At 61.6% G+C, this 21,892-nt stretch carries 16 protein-coding genes and 1 pseudogene; 5 read left to right on the top strand and 12 right to left on the bottom strand.

Features of this window, described 5'->3' with window-relative positions:
- Positions 1-324 precede the first annotated feature (324 nt).
- The gene (locus MHZ91_RS04190; protein ID WP_218344180.1) at positions 325-1,119 is read left to right on the top strand and encodes an APH(3')-II family aminoglycoside O-phosphotransferase; all 795 of its coding nucleotides are present in this window, start codon (positions 325-327) and stop codon (positions 1,117-1,119) included.
- Positions 1,120-1,144: 25 nt separating this feature from the next.
- On the opposite strand, the gene MHZ91_RS04185 is transcribed toward MHZ91_RS04190, so the two are convergent.
- Positions 1,145-1,789: a TetR/AcrR family transcriptional regulator gene (locus MHZ91_RS04185; protein ID WP_239212592.1), complete on the bottom strand. Its 645-nt coding sequence runs from the start codon at positions 1,787-1,789 to the stop codon at positions 1,145-1,147.
- A 110-nt stretch (positions 1,790-1,899) separates the two neighbouring features.
- Here MHZ91_RS04185 and MHZ91_RS04180 point away from each other — a divergent pair, with 110 nt between their 5' ends.
- A complete protein-coding gene (locus MHZ91_RS04180) occupies positions 1,900-2,955 on the top strand; it encodes an MBL fold metallo-hydrolase (RefSeq protein ID WP_255808780.1) in 1,056 nt (351 codons plus the stop codon).
- 104 nt (positions 2,956-3,059) lie between these two features.
- Positions 3,060-4,673 carry an NAD(P)/FAD-dependent oxidoreductase gene (locus MHZ91_RS04175; RefSeq protein WP_239212588.1) on the top strand — a complete coding sequence of 538 codons (1,614 nt, stop codon included), beginning with the start codon at positions 3,060-3,062 and terminating at the stop codon, positions 4,671-4,673.
- A gap of 75 nt (positions 4,674-4,748) precedes the next feature.
- Here the strand turns inward: MHZ91_RS04175 and MHZ91_RS04170 are convergent, their stop codons facing one another.
- Positions 4,749-5,369, bottom strand: coding sequence for an imm11 family protein (locus MHZ91_RS04170; RefSeq protein WP_239212807.1), 621 nt, complete (start codon positions 5,367-5,369; stop codon positions 4,749-4,751).
- 140 nt (positions 5,370-5,509) lie between these two features.
- The gene (locus MHZ91_RS04165) at positions 5,510-6,400 is read right to left on the bottom strand and encodes an SDR family NAD(P)-dependent oxidoreductase (protein ID WP_239212586.1); all 891 of its coding nucleotides are present in this window, start codon (positions 6,398-6,400) and stop codon (positions 5,510-5,512) included.
- Between the two features lie 53 nt (positions 6,401-6,453).
- On the opposite strand from MHZ91_RS04165, the gene MHZ91_RS04160 reads away from it, so the two are divergent.
- Entirely contained in the window at positions 6,454-7,251 is a 798-nt protein-coding gene (locus tag MHZ91_RS04160) for an aminoglycoside adenylyltransferase family protein (RefSeq protein WP_239212584.1), read from the top strand.
- Positions 7,252-7,426: 175 nt separating this feature from the next.
- Here the strand turns inward: MHZ91_RS04160 and MHZ91_RS04155 are convergent, their stop codons facing one another.
- Positions 7,427-8,566: a hypothetical protein gene (locus MHZ91_RS04155; RefSeq protein ID WP_239212583.1), complete on the bottom strand. Its 1,140-nt coding sequence runs from the start codon at positions 8,564-8,566 to the stop codon at positions 7,427-7,429.
- Positions 8,567-8,643: 77 nt separating this feature from the next.
- Between MHZ91_RS04155 and MHZ91_RS04150 the strand changes: the two genes are divergently transcribed.
- Entirely contained in the window at positions 8,644-9,033 is a 390-nt protein-coding gene (locus MHZ91_RS04150) for a hypothetical protein (protein WP_239212582.1), read from the top strand.
- Between the two features lie 529 nt (positions 9,034-9,562).
- On the opposite strand, the gene MHZ91_RS04145 is transcribed toward MHZ91_RS04150, so the two are convergent.
- The 8 genes and pseudogenes from MHZ91_RS04145 to guaB form a co-directional block, all read right to left on the bottom strand.
- Positions 9,563-10,627 (bottom strand): caspase family protein, encoded by a 1,065-nt coding sequence (locus tag MHZ91_RS04145; protein WP_239212581.1) that lies wholly within the window; start codon positions 10,625-10,627, stop codon positions 9,563-9,565.
- A gap of 34 nt (positions 10,628-10,661) precedes the next feature.
- Positions 10,662-13,139, bottom strand: coding sequence for an effector-associated domain EAD1-containing protein (locus tag MHZ91_RS04140; protein WP_239212580.1), 2,478 nt, complete (start codon positions 13,137-13,139; stop codon positions 10,662-10,664).
- 17 nt (positions 13,140-13,156) lie between these two features.
- Positions 13,157-13,987, bottom strand: coding sequence for a hypothetical protein (locus tag MHZ91_RS04135; protein WP_239212579.1), 831 nt, complete (start codon positions 13,985-13,987; stop codon positions 13,157-13,159).
- Positions 13,984-14,853 carry a hypothetical protein gene (locus tag MHZ91_RS04130; RefSeq protein ID WP_239212578.1) on the bottom strand — a complete coding sequence of 290 codons (870 nt, stop codon included), beginning with the start codon at positions 14,851-14,853 and terminating at the stop codon, positions 13,984-13,986. The genes MHZ91_RS04135 and MHZ91_RS04130 overlap by 4 nt, the downstream gene beginning before the upstream one ends.
- A gap of 102 nt (positions 14,854-14,955) precedes the next feature.
- Positions 14,956-16,299, bottom strand: a complete 1,344-nt coding sequence (locus MHZ91_RS04125) for a GTPase-associated system all-helical protein GASH (protein ID WP_239212577.1) — start codon at positions 16,297-16,299, stop codon at positions 14,956-14,958.
- 749 nt (positions 16,300-17,048) lie between these two features.
- Positions 17,049-18,313: pseudogene (locus MHZ91_RS04120) on the bottom strand (tyrosine-type recombinase/integrase).
- Positions 18,314-18,637: 324 nt separating this feature from the next.
- On the bottom strand, positions 18,638-20,230 hold the full coding sequence (gene guaA / locus MHZ91_RS04115) for a glutamine-hydrolyzing GMP synthase (RefSeq protein WP_175121190.1): 1,593 nt from the start codon (positions 20,228-20,230) through the stop codon (positions 18,638-18,640).
- Positions 20,231-20,330: 100 nt separating this feature from the next.
- On the bottom strand, positions 20,331-21,791 hold the full coding sequence (gene guaB, locus MHZ91_RS04110) for an IMP dehydrogenase (RefSeq protein WP_175121189.1): 1,461 nt from the start codon (positions 21,789-21,791) through the stop codon (positions 20,331-20,333).
- Positions 21,792-21,892: the final 101 nt, after the last annotated feature.

Genomic DNA, 21,892 nt, shown 5'->3' with positions numbered 1-21,892 from the left:
TCCAAGTTGTCCTAGCGCGCTACCGAACATGAAACCTGGAAACACGAACTGCCCGAGCTAGTGACAACACGCTCTTTTCTTGCTCAAAATCAACACTGCTCTTTGAAAAGGGACGTAAGAGCAGGTGCCGGCATTATGCGCTTCTGATCTGCTCATTCGACCGTATCAGATGGAATTTCTTGACGTGGGAAAGTCTTTTGCATTAAGGACAACGTAAGAACCTTGGAAATGCCGCGCTTTCTGACAGCAAGGTGAACGAAAACCCTTGATTCATGCGGCCCGCAGACGCGTGGTGTACCGCGCGCAATCCCTGAAATGAACCCCATGCACGCTCATCAATACAGCATTCACGACAGCCTTCCGTTGCAGTGGCAACCGCGCCTTGCCGGAGCGCGCCTCGAGCAGCAATCCATCGGTGAGTCGCGCGCGGACGTCTATCGCATTCGCAGCGCAAATCAGCCTGATCGCTATCTCAAATCCGAGCACACGGGCACGCTGCCCGAACTGCCAGACGAAATCGAGCGCCTGCAATGGATGGCCGAGCACGGCCTGCCGTGCCCCACCGTGATCGACGCGGCCGCCACACCCACGCGGCACTGGCTGCTGATGAGCGCCGTAGCTGGCCAGGATCTGGCCAGCGCGGGTCTGCCGCCTGCGCAGGTGATCGCCATCATGGCCGATGCGCTGCATCGTCTGCACTGCATTCCCATCGACCAATGCCCTTTCGATCACACCCTTGAACGGCGTATCGCCGAGGCCAGACGGGCGCTGGACGCCGGCCTGGTGGACGAATCGGATTTCGATGACGAGAGAATTGGACGCACCGCCGAAGACGCGTTTGCGGAACTCCTTGCGACGCGGCCCACCACGCACGATCTCGTCGTGGCGCACGGCGATGCGTGCCTGCCCAACTTCATGGCCGATGGCGGCGTATTCACCGGCTACATCGACTGCGGCCGCCTCGGCGTCAGCGACCGCCACCAGGATCTTGCGCTGGCCGCGCGCAGCATCGAACGCAATCTGGGACGCGAGTGGATCGAACCGTTCTTTCGCAGCTATGGCGTCGAACCGGATGACCGCCGTCTTGCGTTTTACTGCCTGCTGGACGAGTTCTTCTAAGAGTTAGGCGCGCACGCGCGGCGGGCTACGCGCCTCGGCCGTAATACCCCAAAAACATCCCTACCGCTGAATGCGCCACGCGCTCGCGCTCCGCCTTTTTCAACGGTGGTTGCCCCAGCGTGACCTGCGGCCAGAACGCAAAGCCCTTGACCAGTCCCTCGAGCTGATGGCCCGCAAATACGGGATCCACCTCGGCCAGGCGACCATCGGCAATCGCCGCCTGAATCCACGCCGTCACCCCGCTGCCCTTCTCGTCCATCCGGCACACGATGTCCTGCGCGCGGTCCGGCGAATGAATGATCTCCGCCATGGCGACCCGCGCCAGATCAATGAAGCTGGCGTCGCCCAGCAACTCCAGTTTCTGCATCAACAACTGTCGCAATTGCTGCGCCAGCGGCAGATCGGGCCGGTAGGCCATGTCGACGCTGGCCGCGCTGCTGGCCCACAACTGCTCCAGCATCAGCGCGAACAGCGCCTCCTTGCTCGGGAAATGGTTGTAGACCGTGCGCTTGGACACGCCAGCAGCCTGAGCGATGCGGTCCATGCTGGTGGCCTCGAACCCCGCAGTGCGGAATTCCTCCACCGCCGCGCGCACGATGTCCTCTCGCTTGCGGTCGGTCAGGCGTTTGGGCGGGCGTTCCTTGGCGGAATCGGGAGCTTTCGTCGACATGGGCGAAATTCTACACCCGACGGTGTACTTTTCTGATTTTGGAAACTACACTGTGCAGTGTAATTTTTGGCGCGAGCGGTTTGCCGCCGTCGCGCCATTTTTCGAATCTCATGGGAACACCCGCCGTGACCGTCCTCTCCGCCTGCAACCGCCGCGCCTTGCCGCTTTATCCGCAATCCCCCCAACAGCGCGACGGACGTTTCAGCAATCCGCGACCGCGCCCCGCCATGGGCTTCTGGAAAGGCCTCAAACTCGCCTGGACCGTCCTCTTCGCCAAGCCAAGCGGCACGGTTCCCGACATCGCCATCCCCGTGCGCGCGCTGGACCGCGCAGCCCTGGAAGCCGCCCCCGACCGTAGCCTTTACCGGCTTGGACATTCCACCATCCTCATGAAACTGCGCGGCCGCTTCTGGCTGACCGACCCCGTCTTCTCCGAACGCGCTTCACCCGTGCAATGGGCCGGCCCCGCCCGCTTTCATGCGCCGCCCATCAGCATCGACGACCTGCCTCCGATCGCAGGCGTCATCCTGTCCCACAACCATTACGACCACCTCGACCGCGCCGCCATCGCACAGCTTGCGAGCAAGACCGCGCACTTCATCGCGCCGCTGGGGGTCGGCGACCAACTGGTAGCCTGGGGCATCGACCCCGCCCGCGTCCAGCAATTGGACTGGTGGCAGTCCACTGAGGTCGACGGCCTGCGACTGACCGCCACGCCCGCCCAGCACTTCTCCGGCCGCGGTCTCACCGACAGCGACCGCAGCCTGTGGGCCTCGTGGGTCATCCAGGACGCCGACCTGCGCGTCTTCTTCAGCGGCGACACCGGCTACTTCGACGGCTTCAAGGCCATCGGCGACGCTTACGGCCCCTTCGACCTGACCCTCATGGAAACCGGCGCGTACGACACGCGCTGGGCCTTCGTCCACATGCGACCCGAAGAGACCCTTCAGGCACACCTGGACCTGCGCGGCCGCTGGCTGCTGCCGATTCACAACGGCACCTTCGACCTGGCCATGCACCCGTGGGAACAGCCGTTCGAGCGCATCACGGCATTGGCACGGGACCATGGCGTCGATCTGGCCACACCGGTCATGGGAGAGCGCGTCGATATCGGGGCGCCACAAGCGGGAACGGCTTGGTGGCGCGCCGGGCAGGCGCAGCGGTAAAAACGGGCCGACCCGGTTGCGCAAGCCGGGCCAGCCGACGCCAGCCGTCCAGTACAATCCGCGTTTGGCGACGTTGTGATCGCCCCTCTGTCTGGACCCCAAGCATGTTGCGTCTGTCTGAAATCAAGCTGCCGTTGAACCACACGCCCGAGGAACTGCCCGCGGCAATCCTCAAGAAACTGGGCATTCCGGCCAGCGACCTGAACGGCTTCACCATCTTTCTGCGCAGCTACGATGCGCGCAAAAAGCACAACATCCTGCTCATCTACGCGCTGGATGTCGATGTCGCCAACGAAGCTGCGATCCTCAAACGCTTTCATGACGACCGCAACGTCAAGCCGTCTCCGGACACCGAATACAAATTCGTCGCCCAGGCGCCCGCCACGCTCACCAAGCGCCCCATCGTCATCGGCACCGGCCCCTGTGGCCTCTTTGCCGGCCTCGTGCTGGCGCAGATGGGCTTCAAGCCCATCATCCTGGAACGCGGCAAGGCCGTGCGCGAGCGCACCAAGGACACCTGGGGTCTGTGGCGCAAGCGCATCCTGAATCCGGACTCCAATGTCCAGTTTGGCGAAGGCGGCGCCGGCACGTTCTCGGACGGTAAGCTGTATAGCCAGATCAAAGACCCCAAGCACTACGGTGAAAAGGTCTTGAAGGAATTCGTCCTGGCCGGAGCGCCCGAGGAAATCCTCTACGTCAGCAAGCCCCACATCGGCACATTCCGCCTGGTCGGCATGGTCGAAGTCATGCGCGACACCATCACCAAGCTGGGCGGCGAAGTCCGCTTCTCCAGCCGGGTTGAAACGCTGCACCGCGAAAACGGCAAGGTCACCGGCGTCACGCTGGCCAACGGCGAACACATCGAAGCCGACCACGTCGTCCTCGCCATCGGACACAGCGCGCGCGACACTTTCCAGATGTTGCTCGACCAGGGCGTATTCATGGAAGCCAAGCCCTTCTCCATCGGCTTCCGGATCGAACATCCGCAGTCCCTCATCGACCGGGCGCGCTTCGGCCCCAATGCTGGCCACCCGATCCTGGGCGCCGCCGACTACAAGCTGGTGCACCACGCCAGCAACGGCCGCTCCGTGTACAGCTTCTGCATGTGCCCCGGCGGCACGGTCGTCGCGGCCACGTCAGAACCCAACCGCGTCGTCACCAACGGCATGAGCCAGTACTCGCGCAACGAACGCAACGCCAACGCCGGCATCGTTGTGGGCATCTCGCCGGAAGTCGACTATCCCGAGCACGTGCTGTCCGGTGTCGACTTCCAGCGCAAATGGGAATCGCAGGCTTTCGAGCTGGGCGGCCGCGACTACAGCGCGCCGGGGCAGTTGGTTGGCGATTTCCTGCAAGGCAAGGCCTCGACGGAATTCGGTTCCGTGCAGCCTTCCTACACGCCGGGCGTCCACCTGACCGACCTGGCCACCGCCCTGCCCGACTTCGCCATCACCGCCATTCGCGAGGCATTGCCGGCCTTCGACAAGACCATCAAGGGCTTCAACATGCCCGATGCCGTGCTGACGGGCGTGGAAACGCGGACGTCTTCGCCTATCCGCATCAAGCGCGATAACGACACGCTGCAAAGCATCAACACGCAGGGCTTGTTCCCCGCGGGTGAAGGCGCCGGTTATGCGGGCGGGATTCTGTCGGCCGGCGTGGACGGGATCAAGATTGCCGAGGCCGTGGCGCTCAGCATCATGGGTCGTCTGGGGTAAGGGGTCGCGGTCAGGGATCAGGGATAAGTGCAGATCAGCCTGCCGCCCGGCGCACTCGCCGGGCGCCAGTTGCAATCAAAAATCCGCCGCGTCCCGCAGCCGCACGCCATCCAAATCCGCGGCATTCAGCGCGTCATACATCACCCGGTCGACCACCGGGTCGATCGACATCAGCGTCTGGCGGAATATGTGCGCATTGCCGACGCGCTCGTCTCGAAATACAAGATTGGCGCCGCCCACGACGCTGTAATACAGCTCGTCTTCGCCGGTCAGGAAATTTCGATCGTACTTTTTCTTGACCCGTGACGCTCCCACATCCAGCGCATCGAGCGTGCGAATCACGCTGCAAAAATAATATTGCGGTCCTGGCGAGCCGTCAGCCTGCGTATAGTCGCAAGCGCTGAATACAAAGGCCTCGGGATCAACTGATTCGAACACTCGCTTCAACGGCTCCGAGACGATCCAGATGCCGCACCACTGCTCGAATTGCCGAAGCGCTCCGCCTTCTTCCGGCACATGGACGATGTGCGGCCGTTCGCAATATTGCGAAGGATCGCCGTCGGGCGCTTCCATCGTGTACATGCCGGGCCGAATCAGCTTTTCCTCGTTGGCGATTACCAGGCCCGGGCCAATGCCATCGCTCCAGAGGCTTGCGCTAAGGACGAAGTATTTTCCCTTCTGCGATTCAAACGTCATCACGTGAGCATTCTCCGGGGCAAGCCTCGCGCGTCTGAACGGCCAGGCGTTGGAAGTCGGTAGCGGCAAATCGGCCAGTTAGACCGGCGTGCGAGGGAACTCAAGGCTCACAATCGTAACGCCAACAAGCGCCACCGCGATTATGCAGACGGCCGCGTCTGCGTCAGCCCCGTGGGCGGCCCATCGATCGCCGTCCACCCCGCATCCACCGCCAGGCTGCTGCCCGAGATATAGCTCGCAGCATCCGACGCCAGAAACGCCACCGCAGCGCCCACCTCGGAAGGCTGGCCCCAGCGGTTCAATACCGTGTGGCCGGCGTAGGTGTTGTAGATCTCGGGACGTTCCTTCAGCGGCTCGGTCAGACGGGTCTCGATGATGCTCGGCATCACCGCATTGACGCGCACGCCGTAGCTGCCGACCTCGGCCGCAAACGCCTTGACCATCTGCTCGATGCCCGCTTTTGTCGCCGCATAGATGCCCAGACCGGGCTCGATCGTCACGGCGCGCATCGACGAACACAGGATCATGCTGCCCGCGCCCTGCTTCATCATCGGCCGGCCAAAGTGGCGCATGAAGTGGAAGGCGCCGCGCAGGTTCAGGTTCACCACCTGATCGAACTCGTCTTCCGTGTAATCGACGATCAGCTTGCGGATGTTCAACGCCGGCGTCGCCACGGCGATGTCGATCCTTTTTTGCTCGGTTAAAACCCTGGCAGCCAACTGCGCGATGGACTCGCCGCTGGCGGCATCGGTCTGCATCCAGCCGGCCGCGCCGCCGCCGTCGATGATCTGCTGCGCGGTGGCCTGCGCACCGCTTTCGTCACGGTCCGCGCACATCACGTATGCGCCCATCGCGCCCAGCGCGTGCGCCGACGCCTGACCGATGCCAGAAGCCGCGCCGAGTACGACCGCGATCTTGTCTTGAAGACTGAATAGTTGGGGGTAGTTGGTCATGAAGCTTGGGTGAGAACGGTTATGGATATGGACTGGCTCGTCGCGGATATCGGGCTGCTGTTGAGGGATGCCGATCACCCGCCGCGACCGTCGGTCTGCCCAAGGCGCGGACGCTTGGCTATTATCCTTGCATGACCCAAGCCCCGCCTACCGCAATCGCACCGCAGATCGCTGACGCCAAACACATCATCGAACGCCATCTCGGCGTACGTCTGGCCGCCATCCATCTGTTCGGCTCCGCCGTCGACGGCGGGCTGCAACCCAACAGCGATATCGACTTGCTCGTCACCGTGACGGAGCCGCCCGATGCGGCCACGCTCCGTGCGTTGGCGATAGAACTGCTGACGGTCTCCGCGCCACCGGGCCAGTCGCCCAGTTTGCGCGCGCTTGAAGTCACCGTGATGACGCTTCAGCATGTCGTGCCTTGGCGCCACCCGGCCCGCCGAGAACTTCAGTTTGGCGAATGGCTGCGCGAAGACTTACTGGCGGGCATCGTGGAGCCGCCCATGCAGGACCACGACCTCGCTATCGTTCTGACAAAGGTGTTAGGCCACAGCATTCCGATCTTCGGCCCGCCCGCCGACCAGCTTTTCGAAGCCGTTCCGCGCCAAGATCTGACGCGCGCGCTGCTCGACACCGTTGCCCAATGGAACCAGCCGGACGACTGGGCGGACGACGAGCGGAACATCATCCTGGCGCTCGCGCGCATCTGGTACACGGCCGTGACGGGGGAAATCGCCTCGAAGGCGGACGCGGCAGCGTGGCTGCTCGCGCGGATCGAACCGCAGTATCGGCCGACCCTCAGCCACGCGCGGGGGATTTATCTTGGGCAAGCGCCGGACGATTTGGCGCAGCGGCATGCGATTGAAACCGAGGCATTCATCATTCACGCACGTCGAGTTATCGAGGGGCTTTGCTCCGCCCATTGACGGCGCCGGCGCATGACCTTCATTGCAGCGCGCGTCATCGGGGGTCCAGCTGGCCGCTGGCATGGCTGCTGAAGCGCGGGGCGGGTGCAAGCAACACAGCGTGCCGCCTGCCCCATAGGCTCAGTGCAGTGACTTCCGAACCTGCCCATCAAGTCGCAGATTCGGAGTCGGTCAGTTACTGCTGCGAAGAACCGATCTGCAGAATCGACGCGTCGCGCTGCATATAGCGGTTCATGATCTGGCTAAGGATCGGGTTGCCCACATTCTCAGCTTTCGGAGCAGTCAAGCTGACAACCGCCGCGCAAAGCTTGCCCGCCTGAACGGTCCGCCCCTTCACATCGGCCTGCACCGCGGCCGCCATGCCTTGCTTCCACGAAGCGGCAACACCATCAACCGCCTGTTGGGCAACGGCGCAATCTGCGTACGACAAAGCAATCACAACCGCCGGCACGTCCTTGACCTGCACATCGGCAATGATGCCCCCAAAGTAAGGCGGAATGCCGCGCCCGCTGGACGCCGCGGCCGCCTGCAGCTTCTGCTTGGCGCTATCCAGATCGCCGGGCGATCCCGACAAGACCTTGGCCGGATCGACCCCTTGCAGACCGAACACCGGCGAGATGACGGCCGCTTGCACGATCTTCCCCCCATCCGCAGGCACGGCTTCCTTCAACCCGGCCACGGCAGCCGCCACGATCTCGCTGTCCGCAACGGACGGCGCAGTCTGGGACAGCGTCTTCATTCCCGCCGGCCCTGCCGCCTGCACCAACGCCGTATCAAGCGGCAAGACAAACGTCGGCATGCCCATCGTGCCCCGCCACGGCTGTTGCCCAGTGGCTTTGGTCAGATCGGGCTTATTAGGCTCACCGTTCGCCATCAAGCCGGCCACATCGCCATCTACCGGTTTGAACTCAGCCTGCTTCAGCCGATCCACAAACTTCGCCGCGGCTTGTTTGTCCTTCAGCCCCCAGTAGGTGACATTGCTGGGCGACTGGCCGAATCCGGCGAAATAGGACAAGTCATCGAAAGGGATATGCGCGCTATCGGACCACTTGTCCAGACCATGGCCAATGGATTGAAGCGGCGTGATCGCCTGGGCAATGGACAACCGACGCATGCCATCAGCAGTGGGCCCGGACTTTTCAAGACCACGCCACGTTTGCACGTCCAGGAAAGATATCTGTATCGCTTCAGGGGCGCTCAACACCACCTGCGGTACTTGCTTCAAGGCCTGCTGTAAGGTTTGCGTGCTGTCCGGTGCAGCCACCGACGTACCACTAATAGCCATCAAACCAAGTGCAAGGGCCTTTAAGCGCATCCGATATCTCCTGTTGGTCGTTACCTAAATGAGATCGGGCAGTATATCAATGGTCGGTCACCATTTATGGAGCCCCGATGAGCGGCCTCGGCGTTCGACAGCGCCGCCGCGAATCGGATTGTTCTTATTGGCATCCCTCCTCGCGGCCGATTAGCCTCCACAGCACCATCACCGCTGCTCGAGCGCGCACCATGACTACCGATGAAGCTCTCATGATTGCCACGAACACCGTCCTGATCTTCATTGCATCGTCCAGCGCCAAAAAGAGCGCGCTATCTGCCAAACCCAACGTTGGACGGACTGCGATCGGCGTTTTCCTGGTCTGCTTTGCAACGGTGTATCTGGTTGCATACTACGTCAGGCTTCTTCCGTTCGACAGAAGCCTGCTGTCCGCCACAATAACGGCGCCCCTATTCACCTTGGGTTTCTATGGCTTGCGCTGGGGATGGTCACGGAGCAAGAGATAACGAAACACCACCCGCCGTCCGGTCAAAAATGACGAAAGCCCGCGTTTAAGCGGGCTTTCGGTGTCATGCTTACTGCTCGAGTCCGGTTTAAGCCGGCCGCAGGATCAGTCCCATTCGATCATCAACAGGCCACCTAAACCCGCGTGGTTAACGGGTTTGGCTGCGATTTAAATAGGGACATATCATCACTTTTACCGTCAGTAAATTACGCACTTTGGGCGGGATTCGGGGTGACTTGTGGAGCGCCAATCTATCGACAACCAGCAGCAATCATACCGAATGCGCGACAAGACGTTAGGCCATACTGCACTTTGCCGTCCAGGAAATCGCCGGTAAAAGCGAGGTCTGAGTTGTCAGCTCGTTGGAACGCCCTTACGACAATGGCCCTTTATGGCGCTTCGAAGCCCCTCTTCACTCCGTACGCCGGTCTTGCTTGGGTTCTGCAAGTGGGAGAAACAGCCCACACTCCACTCACGTTCTGGCTGATGCGCTCCAAACATGGCTGCCGCAGACCCTGGAGCCTAGCGAATCAGCGCAGACCCTTAAGCTCGCGGTGAGCCGGAAACTCATCTAGAGCCGCGTCGACCAGACTTTCGCGCGAGATAAAACCACCGCCGCCCTGGGAGATCAGGCGAAGCGCGGCGAACCACTGCGCCCTTCCATTGCCGCTCAACCTGAGGCGCGAAACGTCACCACCCGCTCGCAGCCAAATGTCCTGGTCCATAGGGCCGAGCGGAAAAAGATCCGGCATGATCTGCTCAAGGTCACGGTGGCGCTGGTCGACGCTTGGAGAGACCGATTTGGTGCCGCCCTGCGCGAGTGCGATGGGGAAGTTCTCTTCCAGGTCACTCGCCTTGAACACTGGATGCTGCCTTCCCGGAACGGATTGCCTCACCGTCTCGGACACGTAGTTGAATAAGTCGAATACCCGGATGGTACCGTCGCTGGCGGTGGTGGCGGCACCCTTAAGACCGGAAAGCATTGCGGTCGTGAACACGCTGTTCCGCTCGTGTCTGAACGCCAAGGACGTTTCTGTCGCGCGCGACGATGCGAGCACGACCCGGCCGGTACCCCGCGCCAATTTCTGTAGCGACTTCTCGGTGAACCCTTCGTCGATCCCCTCCTCCCCGTGCTCGCCCGGGCCATACTTGAGGGTAGCAGCCCCGGCGGCATGGCATGCGTCTACGACGAGGACGACCCGCGGTGCCTTAATGACGGCGATCGCGGCGGACAGTTCAACCTCGCCAAGCGTCGTTCCCGCAACGTCCGTGGGCTTGCAATCATAGGGGACGAGCGCGCTCGTCGCGGTGGCACCACTGCCGATCCGCGTGCCGTGGCCGGAAAAAAAGATCGCGACGGTGTCGTCAGTCGTCGCGAGTGCCGCGAGGTCGGCGAGCGCTTTGCGAATGTTCTCGAGCGTGGCAGCGCCGTCGGCAAGGACCGTGACGTTCGCCTCCGGATAGCCGCAATACACCGATGACTTGAGTGTCTCGGCAGTGTCGAGCGCGTCGTTGAGCACAGCGGCGGGAAGACTCCCAACTGCCTCATAGTTAGCGACGCCGATGATCAGCGCGCGGCCCTGGTTAAATTTCATTTAGAACTCCATCGGTTATCACGGCACCGCTGATTCAGTTTCGGAACAACGGGTCGTCGGCCATCAGCCTGAGGTTGGGATTCTCGGGGAAGTCGATCCGCATCTGCTGAATCAGCCTTGAGACGTGGAACTGCCTTCCGTTCTGGATGTCTCGGATCGCGCTGCGCCAACGCTCCTTGCCGGTACCGTGGTGGCGAAGATCGGCATCCCGCCCGCCGGACCGCTCCCACAATGCGTCCTGGTCCGGTCCGTTTGGAAAGAGCTCGGCGGCCAGTTCGAGGAGTACTTCCCACTTCTGGGTGACGCTAACGGCCGAGAGCCCGAGCGACCAGCGGTCAAAAAAGCCGATGAACTTGAGACAGTGCTTAAGAACCGGCGCGATGTCGCTGCGGCCGCTGCGATAGATCGAAATTAGGTCGTCGACGATGTCGCGCTGTCCTCGTGTTGCGAGGGTACGTCCGAGCAGATCGGCGTCGGAAGCGGTGAGGGGCCGGACCGCGCGAACAGCCATCCAGACCCACCGGCGGAATCGCGCGTGATCGATCCCGCCGAGTCCCTCGATAACGTGAAGGCCTTCCGCGAGCGTTCCGGCCGGGAAGCGCGCGAGGAGAGTGTCGAGCCGGGGATCGCGGAGGATTCCCTTAAGTAGTTCAGGCTCGATTGTGGTGTTCTGCTGGCCGGTGCCCACGCTTGCAAACCAAGCGTCCTTAGTCGCCGCGAGCAGGCGGTCCCTAGTGATCGCCGGCAACTTGTTCCAAACCTCGCTCCTCCGCGGATACGCTGTCAGGTCCGCAAGAGGCGATGCGGACAGTAGGCGAAGGAGTTCCGCCGGCGGCTTGCCGCCGTCAATCTGCTCGTCGAGGAGATCGTTGAATGCCTTCCGCGGATCCTCAGGTCCACGCCACGCTCCGGCGTCGGTCTTGAGTGCCGCCTCCCAGATGCCCCGATTCGGGGCGGTCGACATGTCACGCCTCGCCAGAAGCGTCGGGTCCTTCGCCACCGCCTCGCCCGCGATCACAAGTACCCGACCATCGGGGACGCAGGCCACCGCGTCGAGGATTTCTCCAGGCTCTGCGCGGCGCATGGCGAGCCGCATTGCGGTAGCGTCTACACCCGGTTCCACAGCGCTCTGGGCTCTCGCCGCGTCCGCGGGGCTCATGCTGGCGCCCGCCGCGATGGCGTGCAGCCGAAAGAATCCCTGCTTCGCTGCAGTAGCCATGATCAGCTTCGCGGTCGCGACATCCAGTTCTGTCGGGGCAGCTGCCTCAAGCGCTTCCAACCCATCCCGGCCGCGCGCGACCAGAGCGATGAGCGGCGAGGAAACGCGAGCCTCGGACTTCGCCCAGCGCCAGAACCCGGCGGCAAACTTACCACCCGCCGCAAGGGCCGAGCGGTCCAGGCCCCGCGTCACTGCCTCGCGCCAGGGGACAATAGCATCCTCGCCGATCAGCGCATCGGAGAGGATAGCCACCATCTCGGCATCATCCGAAGGAAGGTAATCATTCCTTTCGAACCACGCTTCGATCGCCTGCCAGACGAGGCCGCTGGTCCCGAGTCCCCGAAGCGCTAGGTTGCGCAGCGTAAGGATTTCCGATGGCTGAGCCGCGGGCAGCGCTTGTATGAGACGCTCGACGATGATGCGCTTCTCAGCCTCACCGCAAGTTGGATTTGGAGAGAGCCGCTCGATCAGCCGAGCGGCGGAGACGACCCGCGCAACGTTGTCCGGCGTTGCGGATAGCATGTCGTGTGCCTGCTCGAGCAAATGGAACTCTTTGAAGTCGTCGAGCTTTGCGCCGATCCTGTCGCGGAACTCCAACAGCTCGGCACCGTTGGTCGAGTCGTCGATCATTCCCGCCGCCCGGCGGCGCTCGCAGCCGCTTCGGCCGACGATCCGCTGCTGCTGTTGCCAGCGACCGACAAGGGAGGCAGGCGTGCAGACGATCGTTGGTTCCGGCTTTTCAATCACGTCCTTTGGGCCGAAGCTAAGTCGGAAGTAGAGCTTTGCTCGCAAGGTCGGCCACAGGCGCCCCCACAACGCGACCATGAGATTCTCGAACCCGTCCGATCCGATTCGCACCACAGGTCCGGAACCGCCGCTAACAAGCGCCCGAGCAGCATCCACGAGATCTAATGTCGCGGGTGGCATCCCCGGTACCGAAGTCACCTCGAGCGGCTCGACGGCCGTCGGCCCCGCGTCGAACGACGTGATGAGGTGCGCGAGCAGCGGGCGAAGGTCGTCCATTGCGGCGATCTCGTCTAGGTCGCAGATCAGCGCGTGTGTGACCACCATGCCCGACCGGCCAACCGACGGATCGCTGAACGTCCTCGAGACAACGTACCGATCGCGTACGGCGAAGCCCGACGTGACGGGTGACCAGTCGGCACCTTGCGGTTCCGTGTCCGGCAGGTCAAGGCGCTGCGCCAGCTCACCCGCAAACTCGCGGTCGCCGCTCGCACACCTGAGTGCATATCCATGCTTGATGGTGCCGTAGATCGCCTGGTCAACGCGCATCCTCCGCTCCCGTCCTCTCAGGCGCTGACGTCGAGCAAACGGTAAATGGGCAAGCTAAGGTCGCCACTCTTCGTACCGTTCGCCTCGACGATGTAGCCAAAGTGCTCCGGCCCTTTGATGGCGTATTCCATGTCGCGAGTCGTTGGACTGAGCGGACGTTCGAGCGCGGAAAGCCCCATGATTGACGATTCTCGCCAGTTCGACCGTATAAACGCCGAAACGAGCGGAAGTCGCGCTTCCAGGGCTTCCGACGGCGTCTGTGCGATCTCCGCCTCGTCCCAGCAAGTGAGTAGCACGCCGAGACGTGGGAGGAGGTTCGACCTACACGTGGACCGATAGGAGAAGATGAGCATTTGGAGTAGTTCAACTAGCCTGGCTTGGTCGGAGGGATGCACTTCCCCGTTGTCGACCGAGACGCCTTTCAAACCGGCCAGCGGCTTGGTAAACATGTCGTCGCCGACGTGTGTCTGCTGAAGCCGGAACAGCAACAACCACGCGTCGGCCTCGTCGACGCGCTTTTGCCACGCACTGGGTAGTCGCCGGTTATCGATTACGGACTTGATCTGCTCGCCACCATATTCGGGCCAAACCAAATCGGCCTTGCGACCATCAGCGTCGATTACCGGCCAAACGCTATCGACATTGACAGACCGTGCGGTGTGGCCTGCTGCGCGTCCTTCGTCGAGGCTCTCGAGCGCGGCTTCGAAGGCCTCGAGGTTGGTGGCCGCGCCGCTCATACGCAAGGCTCCCGGCATGCGCATTAAGCGACGCAGCAGTTGAGCCCCATAGTGCGTCTTGCCCACGCCGCTCTCGCCGACGAGAAGGATCGAGTTGCAAGTCTGGCTCACAGTGTTCTATTCCCGTAGATGAACAGGGGGTCGTCGGACGTTGATGCCAGCGGCGGCAACCCGATCCCAGGCCGTCTGACGTTGATCGCCCAGTGAAAGAGCTCGACTAGGCCAGCACCCTTGTTCAGCAGCGGATCCTCATCAGGTGTCCCAACCACGCTGACTGAATGTTCGGCCGCGTCGGGCATCGCGTCTATGACAGCGCTGCGAACTGCCTCCTCCATCTCCGGGCGAATGTCGACATCGGACTTGGTCCAAACGAGAGCGACCGGCCGGCTGCCGCGTTCGGCCCCTAGACGCTTCGCGATGCGCTGCAACGAGCCGCGCGCTGCGCCCATAGATTCGCCGGCGAGCGCCTCACGGTCAGCCACGATCATGAAGGCATCGGCGTTGTCTGACACCCAGCGCGCGCCTGCTCCCTCATCAGAATCCGTGTTAATGGCCCATCGCTGGAACCATTCACCAGGCGCGTCGGTGAAAAGATAGTCAACCGACCGTCCACTCTTTTCGTCGCGAAAGGTTAGATGCAGGAGCCCTGGAGCCCTTCCACCCCGGCTAGTGGTGTGAGCGGGAAAGCGTGGAGGCTGCCCCGGAGCCCACCGCATCGAACCAGCCACCGCCTCCCACCCGGAGAGCGTATAGGACCCGGCGAACAAATGATCTTCAATACCGACTAAGCCTCGCCCCAGCAGGAGGTACCATGCCGCGAGCAGGGTCGTCTTACCAGCGTTCTGCGGCCCCACGACGCCGATGACGATAGGCTTGGCGCGTCCCGACACGAAACCTAGGTCCGCGAGGCCGAACGCGCTGCCAGACCACGGCATCAGCATCTCGCCAGAACGATTCTCGTCAATTGCAGCCGTCACTTTGGCACCGTGCCAGCGTGGGCACTTCGACAGGTTTGTGTGGCCGAGGTCGCAGCCAGTATCGGGGACAAAGCACGTAAGATGCGGGCACTTCTCCATAGATCAGCCCTTCTTCGAAGAGCGGCGCTTGGCAGCCGAGGCGTCCTTCGTCGCCTTGGAGGCCTGAAGCTCCCGGAATAGCCATCCTGCCCATGCAACATCGCTGACTTCAGAGCTAGCCGGTATGCCTGTGAGTCGCTGAAAGTCATCTGCCTTCCGTGCGTCGGTGTGCGCAGGGTGGCCGATCAAGGCGAGAAGCGGGCCGCGCCCCTCCGGCGGCGCCGCTAGCTTGGCAGCGGCGCCGCGGAACAAAGCGAGGTCGCTGTGGCCCTGAGCCTCAGCAACGAGGTCGCGCACAAGCCGCTTGCCGGGCTCATCCGAACCCTGCAGGCGCGCAACTGTCTCGCTCAGGAACGCCGAAACGCTCGCCGGTGAGAACAGCGGCACCGTCTCGGACAGGTCAAACGCCATGAGGGCAGCGGCGACCGAGGGCATGAGTTCACGGTAGCTCTTGCCGACGGAGGGCGAATATAACGCTTCGCGCCACCATAGAAGATTGGTTCGCCGCTGGAGCCCGGCGGTAGCGGCGCTGACCGACTTTAGGGTGTCGTCAACATAACCGGAAACCGCTGTCGTCAACTTGCTGAATGGCTCAGTTAAGTCCGGTTGGCTGACTTCGATTTCGGCCATAGTAGCGTTGATTGCTGCGGCAATCGCCGCTCCGGACCGTGTTCCGAATTCGTAGACCCACTGCTGGGGCGAATTGTGCGACCAATGCGGGTTACCACTTGTCGCGACATTACCGTGCGCGGGCTGGTGATACTGCGGGCCAGCAGCCGCAATCATGCTAGTCTGAAGGCCGCTCGCGGACGCCTCGCCGACCGTGACTTCTGATGTATTGAGGATCGGGATCTCGTATTTCAACGGGGGGACCGATATGGTCTCGGGCGTCGCCCACTCCTCCTCCGCTCGGACGTCGACGCGGCGTTCGACGTGCTTGACAATGCCGAGCCAAACGTCTCGCTCATTGTCAACGGGTAGGAGTGGAAGCGCGTTTCGCGCCGAAGCAACGAAGCACACGCCAATCCGGTCGTCTTCCTCCGCAGCGTCGACTAGCGCGTCGATCAAAATCGCGCGGATCACCGCGATCGGTGTCGCCGCGAAAGTGTTGCGGTAGGTTGCCCACTGGTTCTGAAGCGCCGCCAACGCCTCCTGGACTACGGGATCGTCCTCCGGCGCGTCGGGGTCGAACGCGATGAGCGAATAGCTCAGCGCTTTAGAGGGGTTCTTTTTCAGCGCGCCCGCGAGATCCTTTGCCGCCTGCGAGAGCTTCTCTAGTTTGGTATCGTCCCCGCCGACGTCGATTAGCCCCTTATTCAGGAACCCTTGAAGTGTGCCATTACTCACTCATTCCCCCTGTACCAATCCCACTTTGTTCTATCGAACGAAGCGACCAAACCATAAAGAATAAGATCTTCCGCTGCTAAATGGAAAACTCATCCGCGCGAGGCCGCTTATTCTAGGTTAATGTTAAAACTCATACGGCCATAGGTAGGCCAGTGGCTTCTGCCGCATATGAGACGGCAAACAATTACCTGCGGGACATGCTCATTACGTGCTGTTTCCAGATCGTCCGCAATGGTGGTCGTTCCAGACGTCTAAAGCCAAGTATTGAATGATAGGAAACTCCGGCCATTTCGCGCTCAAAAAAATTCCTGTCGGAAAGTCCACTAAAACACTCCGGCAGGTCGAGAGTCTAGAGTGAACGTATGGCAGATTCCCATCGACCGCTTCTAAGCAACAGCTAAATTGAGACCGTAAAACTCATAAACATTTGCTCACGGGATTCTACGACGGAATATCTTCGCCGTCCCAATGAACTTTAGATCGGGAGGATGGAACTCGAGCATCCTGTTCTTATTGCAAGGTTCACCGCCAAGCGGCCAGCTAATCAGCGATAGCCCCAGACCGTCCCCCTGATGCACCTATAAAATCTATACATCCTAGTCATTGGCGATCGCTAGAGGCAGCCCCGACGGACGATCACTCATCATCAACAGCCCACCCAAACCGACGCTTTAAAAGAATTGATGTCGATTGACATGGGGCGAGTTAACCACCCTTCCTGACAAGATCTCCCTGACTGCGGTCTGAAGCTACGTTCTCCTGCCATGACCACCACCAACATGTATGGGAGCCGCCAGGTCTTCCGAAAGCAGCTTCGGAACGTAGGTCTGCTCGTTGATCCAGACATCCAACATGTCCGCTCACTCTTGCAACATGTGTCGCCGTTGCTCAGCGTACTCGGCCTTGTTGTAGATCGAGCGCGGGGATCGTCCGTCTTCATGCGGAAGGCACTCCTCGATCCAATCCCGGTTGAAACCCAATTCGTGCAGCAGCGTTGATCCCGTACGGCGCAAATCGTGAACGGTAAGCGGCTCCAGTGGTAATCCCGCGAATTTGGCCCTCTACCACAAGCTGCGTGACACGGTTCAGGGTCGCTTTGGACATGCAACTGCCAGCGTTGTAGCGCGACGGCAGGACAAAGTTGGAACCGGCCGCACAGGTATACAACGCCACGAAAATGTCGAGCGCCTGGCGTGAGAGATAAACCACGTGCGGCCCCTCCCCCTCATTCGCTGCTTTGGAATCGTCGAGGTTACCTTCTCCAAATCGACCTCGTCCCAAGTCGCCTCGATCAGTTCACTCTTTCGCGCCAACGTCAGCAAGATCATGCGCAACGCTAGCCGGATCGTCGGATAGGCAGCCACGAACTCCAATTGCTTGGACATCAGTTGGATTTCCTGCGGAGACAAGGCACGATCCTTCGGCACGAAAGTCGCAATGGAAGTCGCATCTACGCTATCAGCAGGGTTTGCCGCCTTCTTCCCATGCGGATTCGCGTAACCATATATCTGCTTCACAAGGTCCCGAACTTGAACGACGGTGTCTGGTGCGCCTCGCGCCCTCACGCGCAAGCACAGAGCGCGTAGATCCTCCTCATGGGTTTCGCCAAGAAAACGTTTGTTGAACGCCGGCAAGATGTCGCGATCCAGCACGCCCTTTCGCATCGAACGGGTCGACTTGGCCATGGTGGCCCCATAAAGCCACCGGCCGGCATGATCGCTGAAGGTCTATCCGGCTCGCGCCCTTTCTCTCGCTGCTTCTGTGGTGCTGGTGAGGTGCCCTCCCCCAGTAGCCGCCTGGCATGTCGCAGTTTTTCTCTGGCTTCAGCTAGTGAGATACCTCCGAAGCCATAACGAACTATTGTCAACGTCTCTCGTCGGCCATTGATCCGGTAGTCGTGTCGGAAGGTGATGGAGCCTTTCGGCGAAACGACGACGTACATGCCATCACGATCGGAGACCGTGTAAAGGGTTGCGCGGGGTTTCCAGTTCCGCAGCGTAAGACCTGTAAGCACGAATAATCTCCTGATCGAAACGGCCAATCGCCGTCACCTATCACGAGACCTGCATACCCTTTCGAGTCCGCACCAATCCTGCTGTCTAAGAGAAAGAACTACCGTCGCTGACGGTAGTTCTTCCGAGGCTAAGCCAACCCCAGCCCAAAGAGCTTGCGCAGCCCGTCAAATTTACCGTCAGCTTCGCCGCCTGAAAGCTCTCGAAGATAAATAGCCAACACGAAACAATATTTAAAATTAACAGCTTAGAAGAATCGCATTCTTGTTGATGATCGTTTGAGAGACGTCCTAAACTGTTGATTTACAGGGAAAAACTCCTTCCCCTCACTCCCACTCAATCGTGGCCGGCGGCTTGCTCGACACGTCGTACACCACCCGATTGATCCCACGCACTTCATTGATGATCCGCGACGAAACGCGAGCCAACAACGGATGCGGCAGCGGCGCCCAATCCGCGGTCATGAAATCGAACGTCTGCACCGCACGCAGCGCCACGACATACTCATACGTACGTCCGTCGCCCATAACCCCCACCGACTTCACCGGCAGGAACACGGCAAACGCCTGGGACGTCAGCTCGTACCAGGTCAGACCACTAGCCTCGTCCTTGGTATTACGCAGCTCTTCAATAAAGATCGCATCGGCCCGGCGCAGCAGTTCGGCATACTCATGCTTCACTTCGCCCAGGATGCGCACGCCCAGACCCGGACCCGGGAACGGATGGCGATACACCATCTGCGGCGGCAGACCCAGCGCCACGCCCAGTTCGCGGACTTCGTCCTTGAACAGTTCGCGCAGGGGCTCCAGCAGTTGCAGGTTCAGCGTGTCCGGCAGGCCGCCCACGTTGTGGTGCGACTTGATCGACGTGGCCTTGCCCGTCTTGGCGCCAGCGGATTCGATGACGTCGGGGTAGATCGTGCCCTGAGCCAGCCACTTGGCGCTCTTCTGCTTGCCAGCTTGTTCCTGGAAGACTTCGACGAATTCGCGGCCGATGATCTTGCGCTTGGCTTCGGGGTCGGCGACGCCGGCCAGTTTGCCCATGAATTGCGCGGTGGCGTCGACGTGAATGATCTTCACGCCCATGTTTTCGGCGAAGGTCTGCATGACCTGCTTGCCTTCGTCCAGACGCAGCAGGCCGTGGTCGACGAAGACGCAGGTGAGCTGGTCGCCGATGGCCTTGTGGATCAGTGCAGCGGCAACCGAGGAGTCCACGCCGCCGGACAGGCCCAGGATGACTTCGTCGGTGCCGACCTGTTCGCGGATGCGGGCGACGGCTTCGGAGACGTAGTCGGGCATGTTCCAGTCGCCCGTGCATTCGCAGATTTCGTTCACAAAGCGGGCCAGCATGGCCTTGCCCTGAACGGTGTGCGTGACTTCGGGGTGGAACTGGACGGCGTAGAAGCGGCGGTCTTCGTCGGCCATGCCGGCGATGGGGCAGGACGGCGTGGAGGCCATCAGCTTGAAGCCGGGGGGCAGTTCGGTGACCTTGTCGCCGTGGCTCATCCAGACCTTGAGCATGCCGTGGCCTTCGGGCGTGCTGAAGTCTTCCAGGCCTTCCAGCAGCTTGGTGTGACCGTGAGCGCGGACTTCGGCGTAGCCGAATTCGCGGTGGTCGGAGAAGCTGACCACGCCGCCCAGTTGCTGCGCCATGGACTGCATGCCGTAGCAGATGCCCAGCACGGGAACGCCCAGCTCGAACACGGCGTGCGGCACGCGCATGGAGCCCTCTTCGTAGGCCGAAGCGTGGCTGCCGGACAGGATGATGCCCTTCAGACCCTGCGCCTGCTGTTCGCGCACGAAGGCGTCGTCGACGTCGCCAGGGTGGACTTCGGAATAGACGCCGGCTTCGCGGACGCGGCGGGCGATCAGCTGGGTGACTTGCGAACCGTAGTCGAGGATAAGAATGCGCTGGTGCATGGAGACTCTACCCGTTGGAAATAAAACCGCACCGGCAGACCCGCTGTTCTTTGCGGATCTGCCGGTGCGTGATGCATGACATTGTAGTTGACTGTGCGGATCAGTCGGCGCGGTAGTTGGGCGCTTCCTTGGTGATCTGCACGTCGTGCACGTGGGACTCGCGCACGCCCGCGGAGGTGATCTCCACGAACTCGGTCTTGGTGCGCATGTCGTCGATGGTGGCGGCGCCGCAGTAGCCCATGGAGGCGCGGATGCCGCCGACCAGTTGGTAAATGATGGCGAGCACGCTGCCCTTGTAGGGGACGCGGCCTTCGATGCCTTCGGGGACCAGCTTGTCGGCGTTGTTGGCCGGGTCCTGGAAGTAGCGGTCGGCCGAGCCTTCCGTCATGGCGCCCAGGCTGCCCATGCCGCGGTACGACTTGTACGACCGGCCCTGGAACAGCACGACTTCGCCGGGGGCTTCTTCGGTGCCGGCGAACATGCCGCCCATCATGCATGCGAACGCGCCAGCGGCCAGCGCCTTGGCGACGTCGCCCGAGTAGCGGATGCCGCCGTCGGCGATGAGCGGAACGCCCGTGCCTTCCAGCGCCTTGGCCACTTCGGAGATGGCGTGGATTTGCGGCACGCCGACGCCGGCCACGATACGCGTGGTGCAGATGGAGCCCGGGCCGATGCCGACCTTGACGCCGTCGGCGCCGTGCTCGACCAGCGCGCGCGCGGCGGCTGCGGTGGCGATGTTGCCGCCGATGACTTCAACCTTGGGGTAGTTCTGCTTGACCCAGCGCACGCCTTCGAGCACGCCCTTGGAGTGGCCGTGCGCGGTATCGACGATGAGAACGTCGACGCCAGCGGCGACCAGCTTTTCAACGCGTTCTTCGGTGTTGCCGCCTACGCCCACCGCCGCGCCAACGCGCAATTGGCCTTGGGCGTCCTTGCTGGCCATCGGGTGTTCGGTGTTCTTGACGATGTCCTTGACGGTGGCCAAGCCACGCAGTTCAAAGCCGTCGTTCACGATCAGCACGCGTTCCAGACGGTGCTTGTGCATCAGGGCCTGCGCTTCGTCGAGCGTGGCGCCTTCCTTCATGGTGACCAGGCGTTCCTGCGGCGTCATGATGTTGCGCAGGGGCTGATCCAGGTTTTCTTCGAAGCGCAGATCGCGGTTGGTGACGATGCCGACCAGCTTACGGCCTTCGACGACCGGCAGGCCCGAGATGCCATGCTGGCGCTGCAACGCAATGGCGTCGCGCACTTTCATCTGGGGGGTGACGGTGACCGGATCGATCACGATGCCGAACTCGTGGCGCTTGACGCGAGCCACTTCACGCGCTTGGGCGTCGGCGGAGAGATTCTTGTGGATGATCCCGATGCCGCCTTCTTGCGCCATGGCGATGGCCAGACGCGATTCGGTGACGGTGTCCATGGCGGCGGACACGAGGGGGATGTTCAGGCTGATATTGCGAGTCAGGCGCGTGGCCAGGGAGGTGTCGCGCGGCAACACCTCGGAATACGCAGGCACCAACAACACATCGTCGAAGGTGAGCGCTTTTTGAACGAGACGCATGGGTAACTCCGGGCGCAAAGCGAGATTATACGCCGTCGGCATGTTTTGACTAGGTGTTGACCCTAGGTTGGGATGGATATTTATGACACTGCCTAACGACG

The organism is Achromobacter sp. ACRQX (assembly GCF_022346505.1).
Classification (GTDB): Bacteria; Pseudomonadota; Gammaproteobacteria; order Burkholderiales; family Burkholderiaceae_B; genus Achromobacter; species Achromobacter animicus.
The sequence above is the reverse complement of the archived record's forward strand: the minus strand, read 5'-3'. Positions and strand labels throughout refer to the sequence as shown.

Excerpts from the sequence above, each read along its gene's own strand:
- MHZ91_RS04190 (WP_218344180.1), top strand. The coding sequence starts at position 325 with ATGCACGCTCATCAATACAGCATTCACGACAGCCTTCCGTTGCAGTGG.
- MHZ91_RS04185 (WP_239212592.1), bottom strand. The coding sequence starts at position 1,789 with ATGTCGACGAAAGCTCCCGATTCCGCCAAGGAACGCCCGCCCAAACGC.
- MHZ91_RS04180 (WP_255808780.1), top strand. The coding sequence starts at position 1,900 with ATGGGAACACCCGCCGTGACCGTCCTCTCCGCCTGCAACCGCCGCGCC.
- MHZ91_RS04175 (WP_239212588.1), top strand. The coding sequence starts at position 3,060 with ATGTTGCGTCTGTCTGAAATCAAGCTGCCGTTGAACCACACGCCCGAG.
- MHZ91_RS04170 (WP_239212807.1), bottom strand. The coding sequence starts at position 5,369 with ATGACGTTTGAATCGCAGAAGGGAAAATACTTCGTCCTTAGCGCAAGC.
- MHZ91_RS04160 (WP_239212584.1), top strand. The coding sequence starts at position 6,454 with ATGACCCAAGCCCCGCCTACCGCAATCGCACCGCAGATCGCTGACGCC.
- MHZ91_RS04155 (WP_239212583.1), bottom strand. The coding sequence starts at position 8,566 with ATGCGCTTAAAGGCCCTTGCACTTGGTTTGATGGCTATTAGTGGTACG.
- MHZ91_RS04150 (WP_239212582.1), top strand. The coding sequence starts at position 8,644 with ATGAGCGGCCTCGGCGTTCGACAGCGCCGCCGCGAATCGGATTGTTCT.
- MHZ91_RS04145 (WP_239212581.1), bottom strand. The coding sequence starts at position 10,627 with ATGAAATTTAACCAGGGCCGCGCGCTGATCATCGGCGTCGCTAACTAT.
- MHZ91_RS04140 (WP_239212580.1), bottom strand. The coding sequence starts at position 13,139 with ATGCGCGTTGACCAGGCGATCTACGGCACCATCAAGCATGGATATGCA.
- guaA (WP_175121190.1), bottom strand. The coding sequence starts at position 20,230 with ATGCACCAGCGCATTCTTATCCTCGACTACGGTTCGCAAGTCACCCAG.
- guaB (WP_175121189.1), bottom strand. The coding sequence starts at position 21,791 with ATGCGTCTCGTTCAAAAAGCGCTCACCTTCGACGATGTGTTGTTGGTG.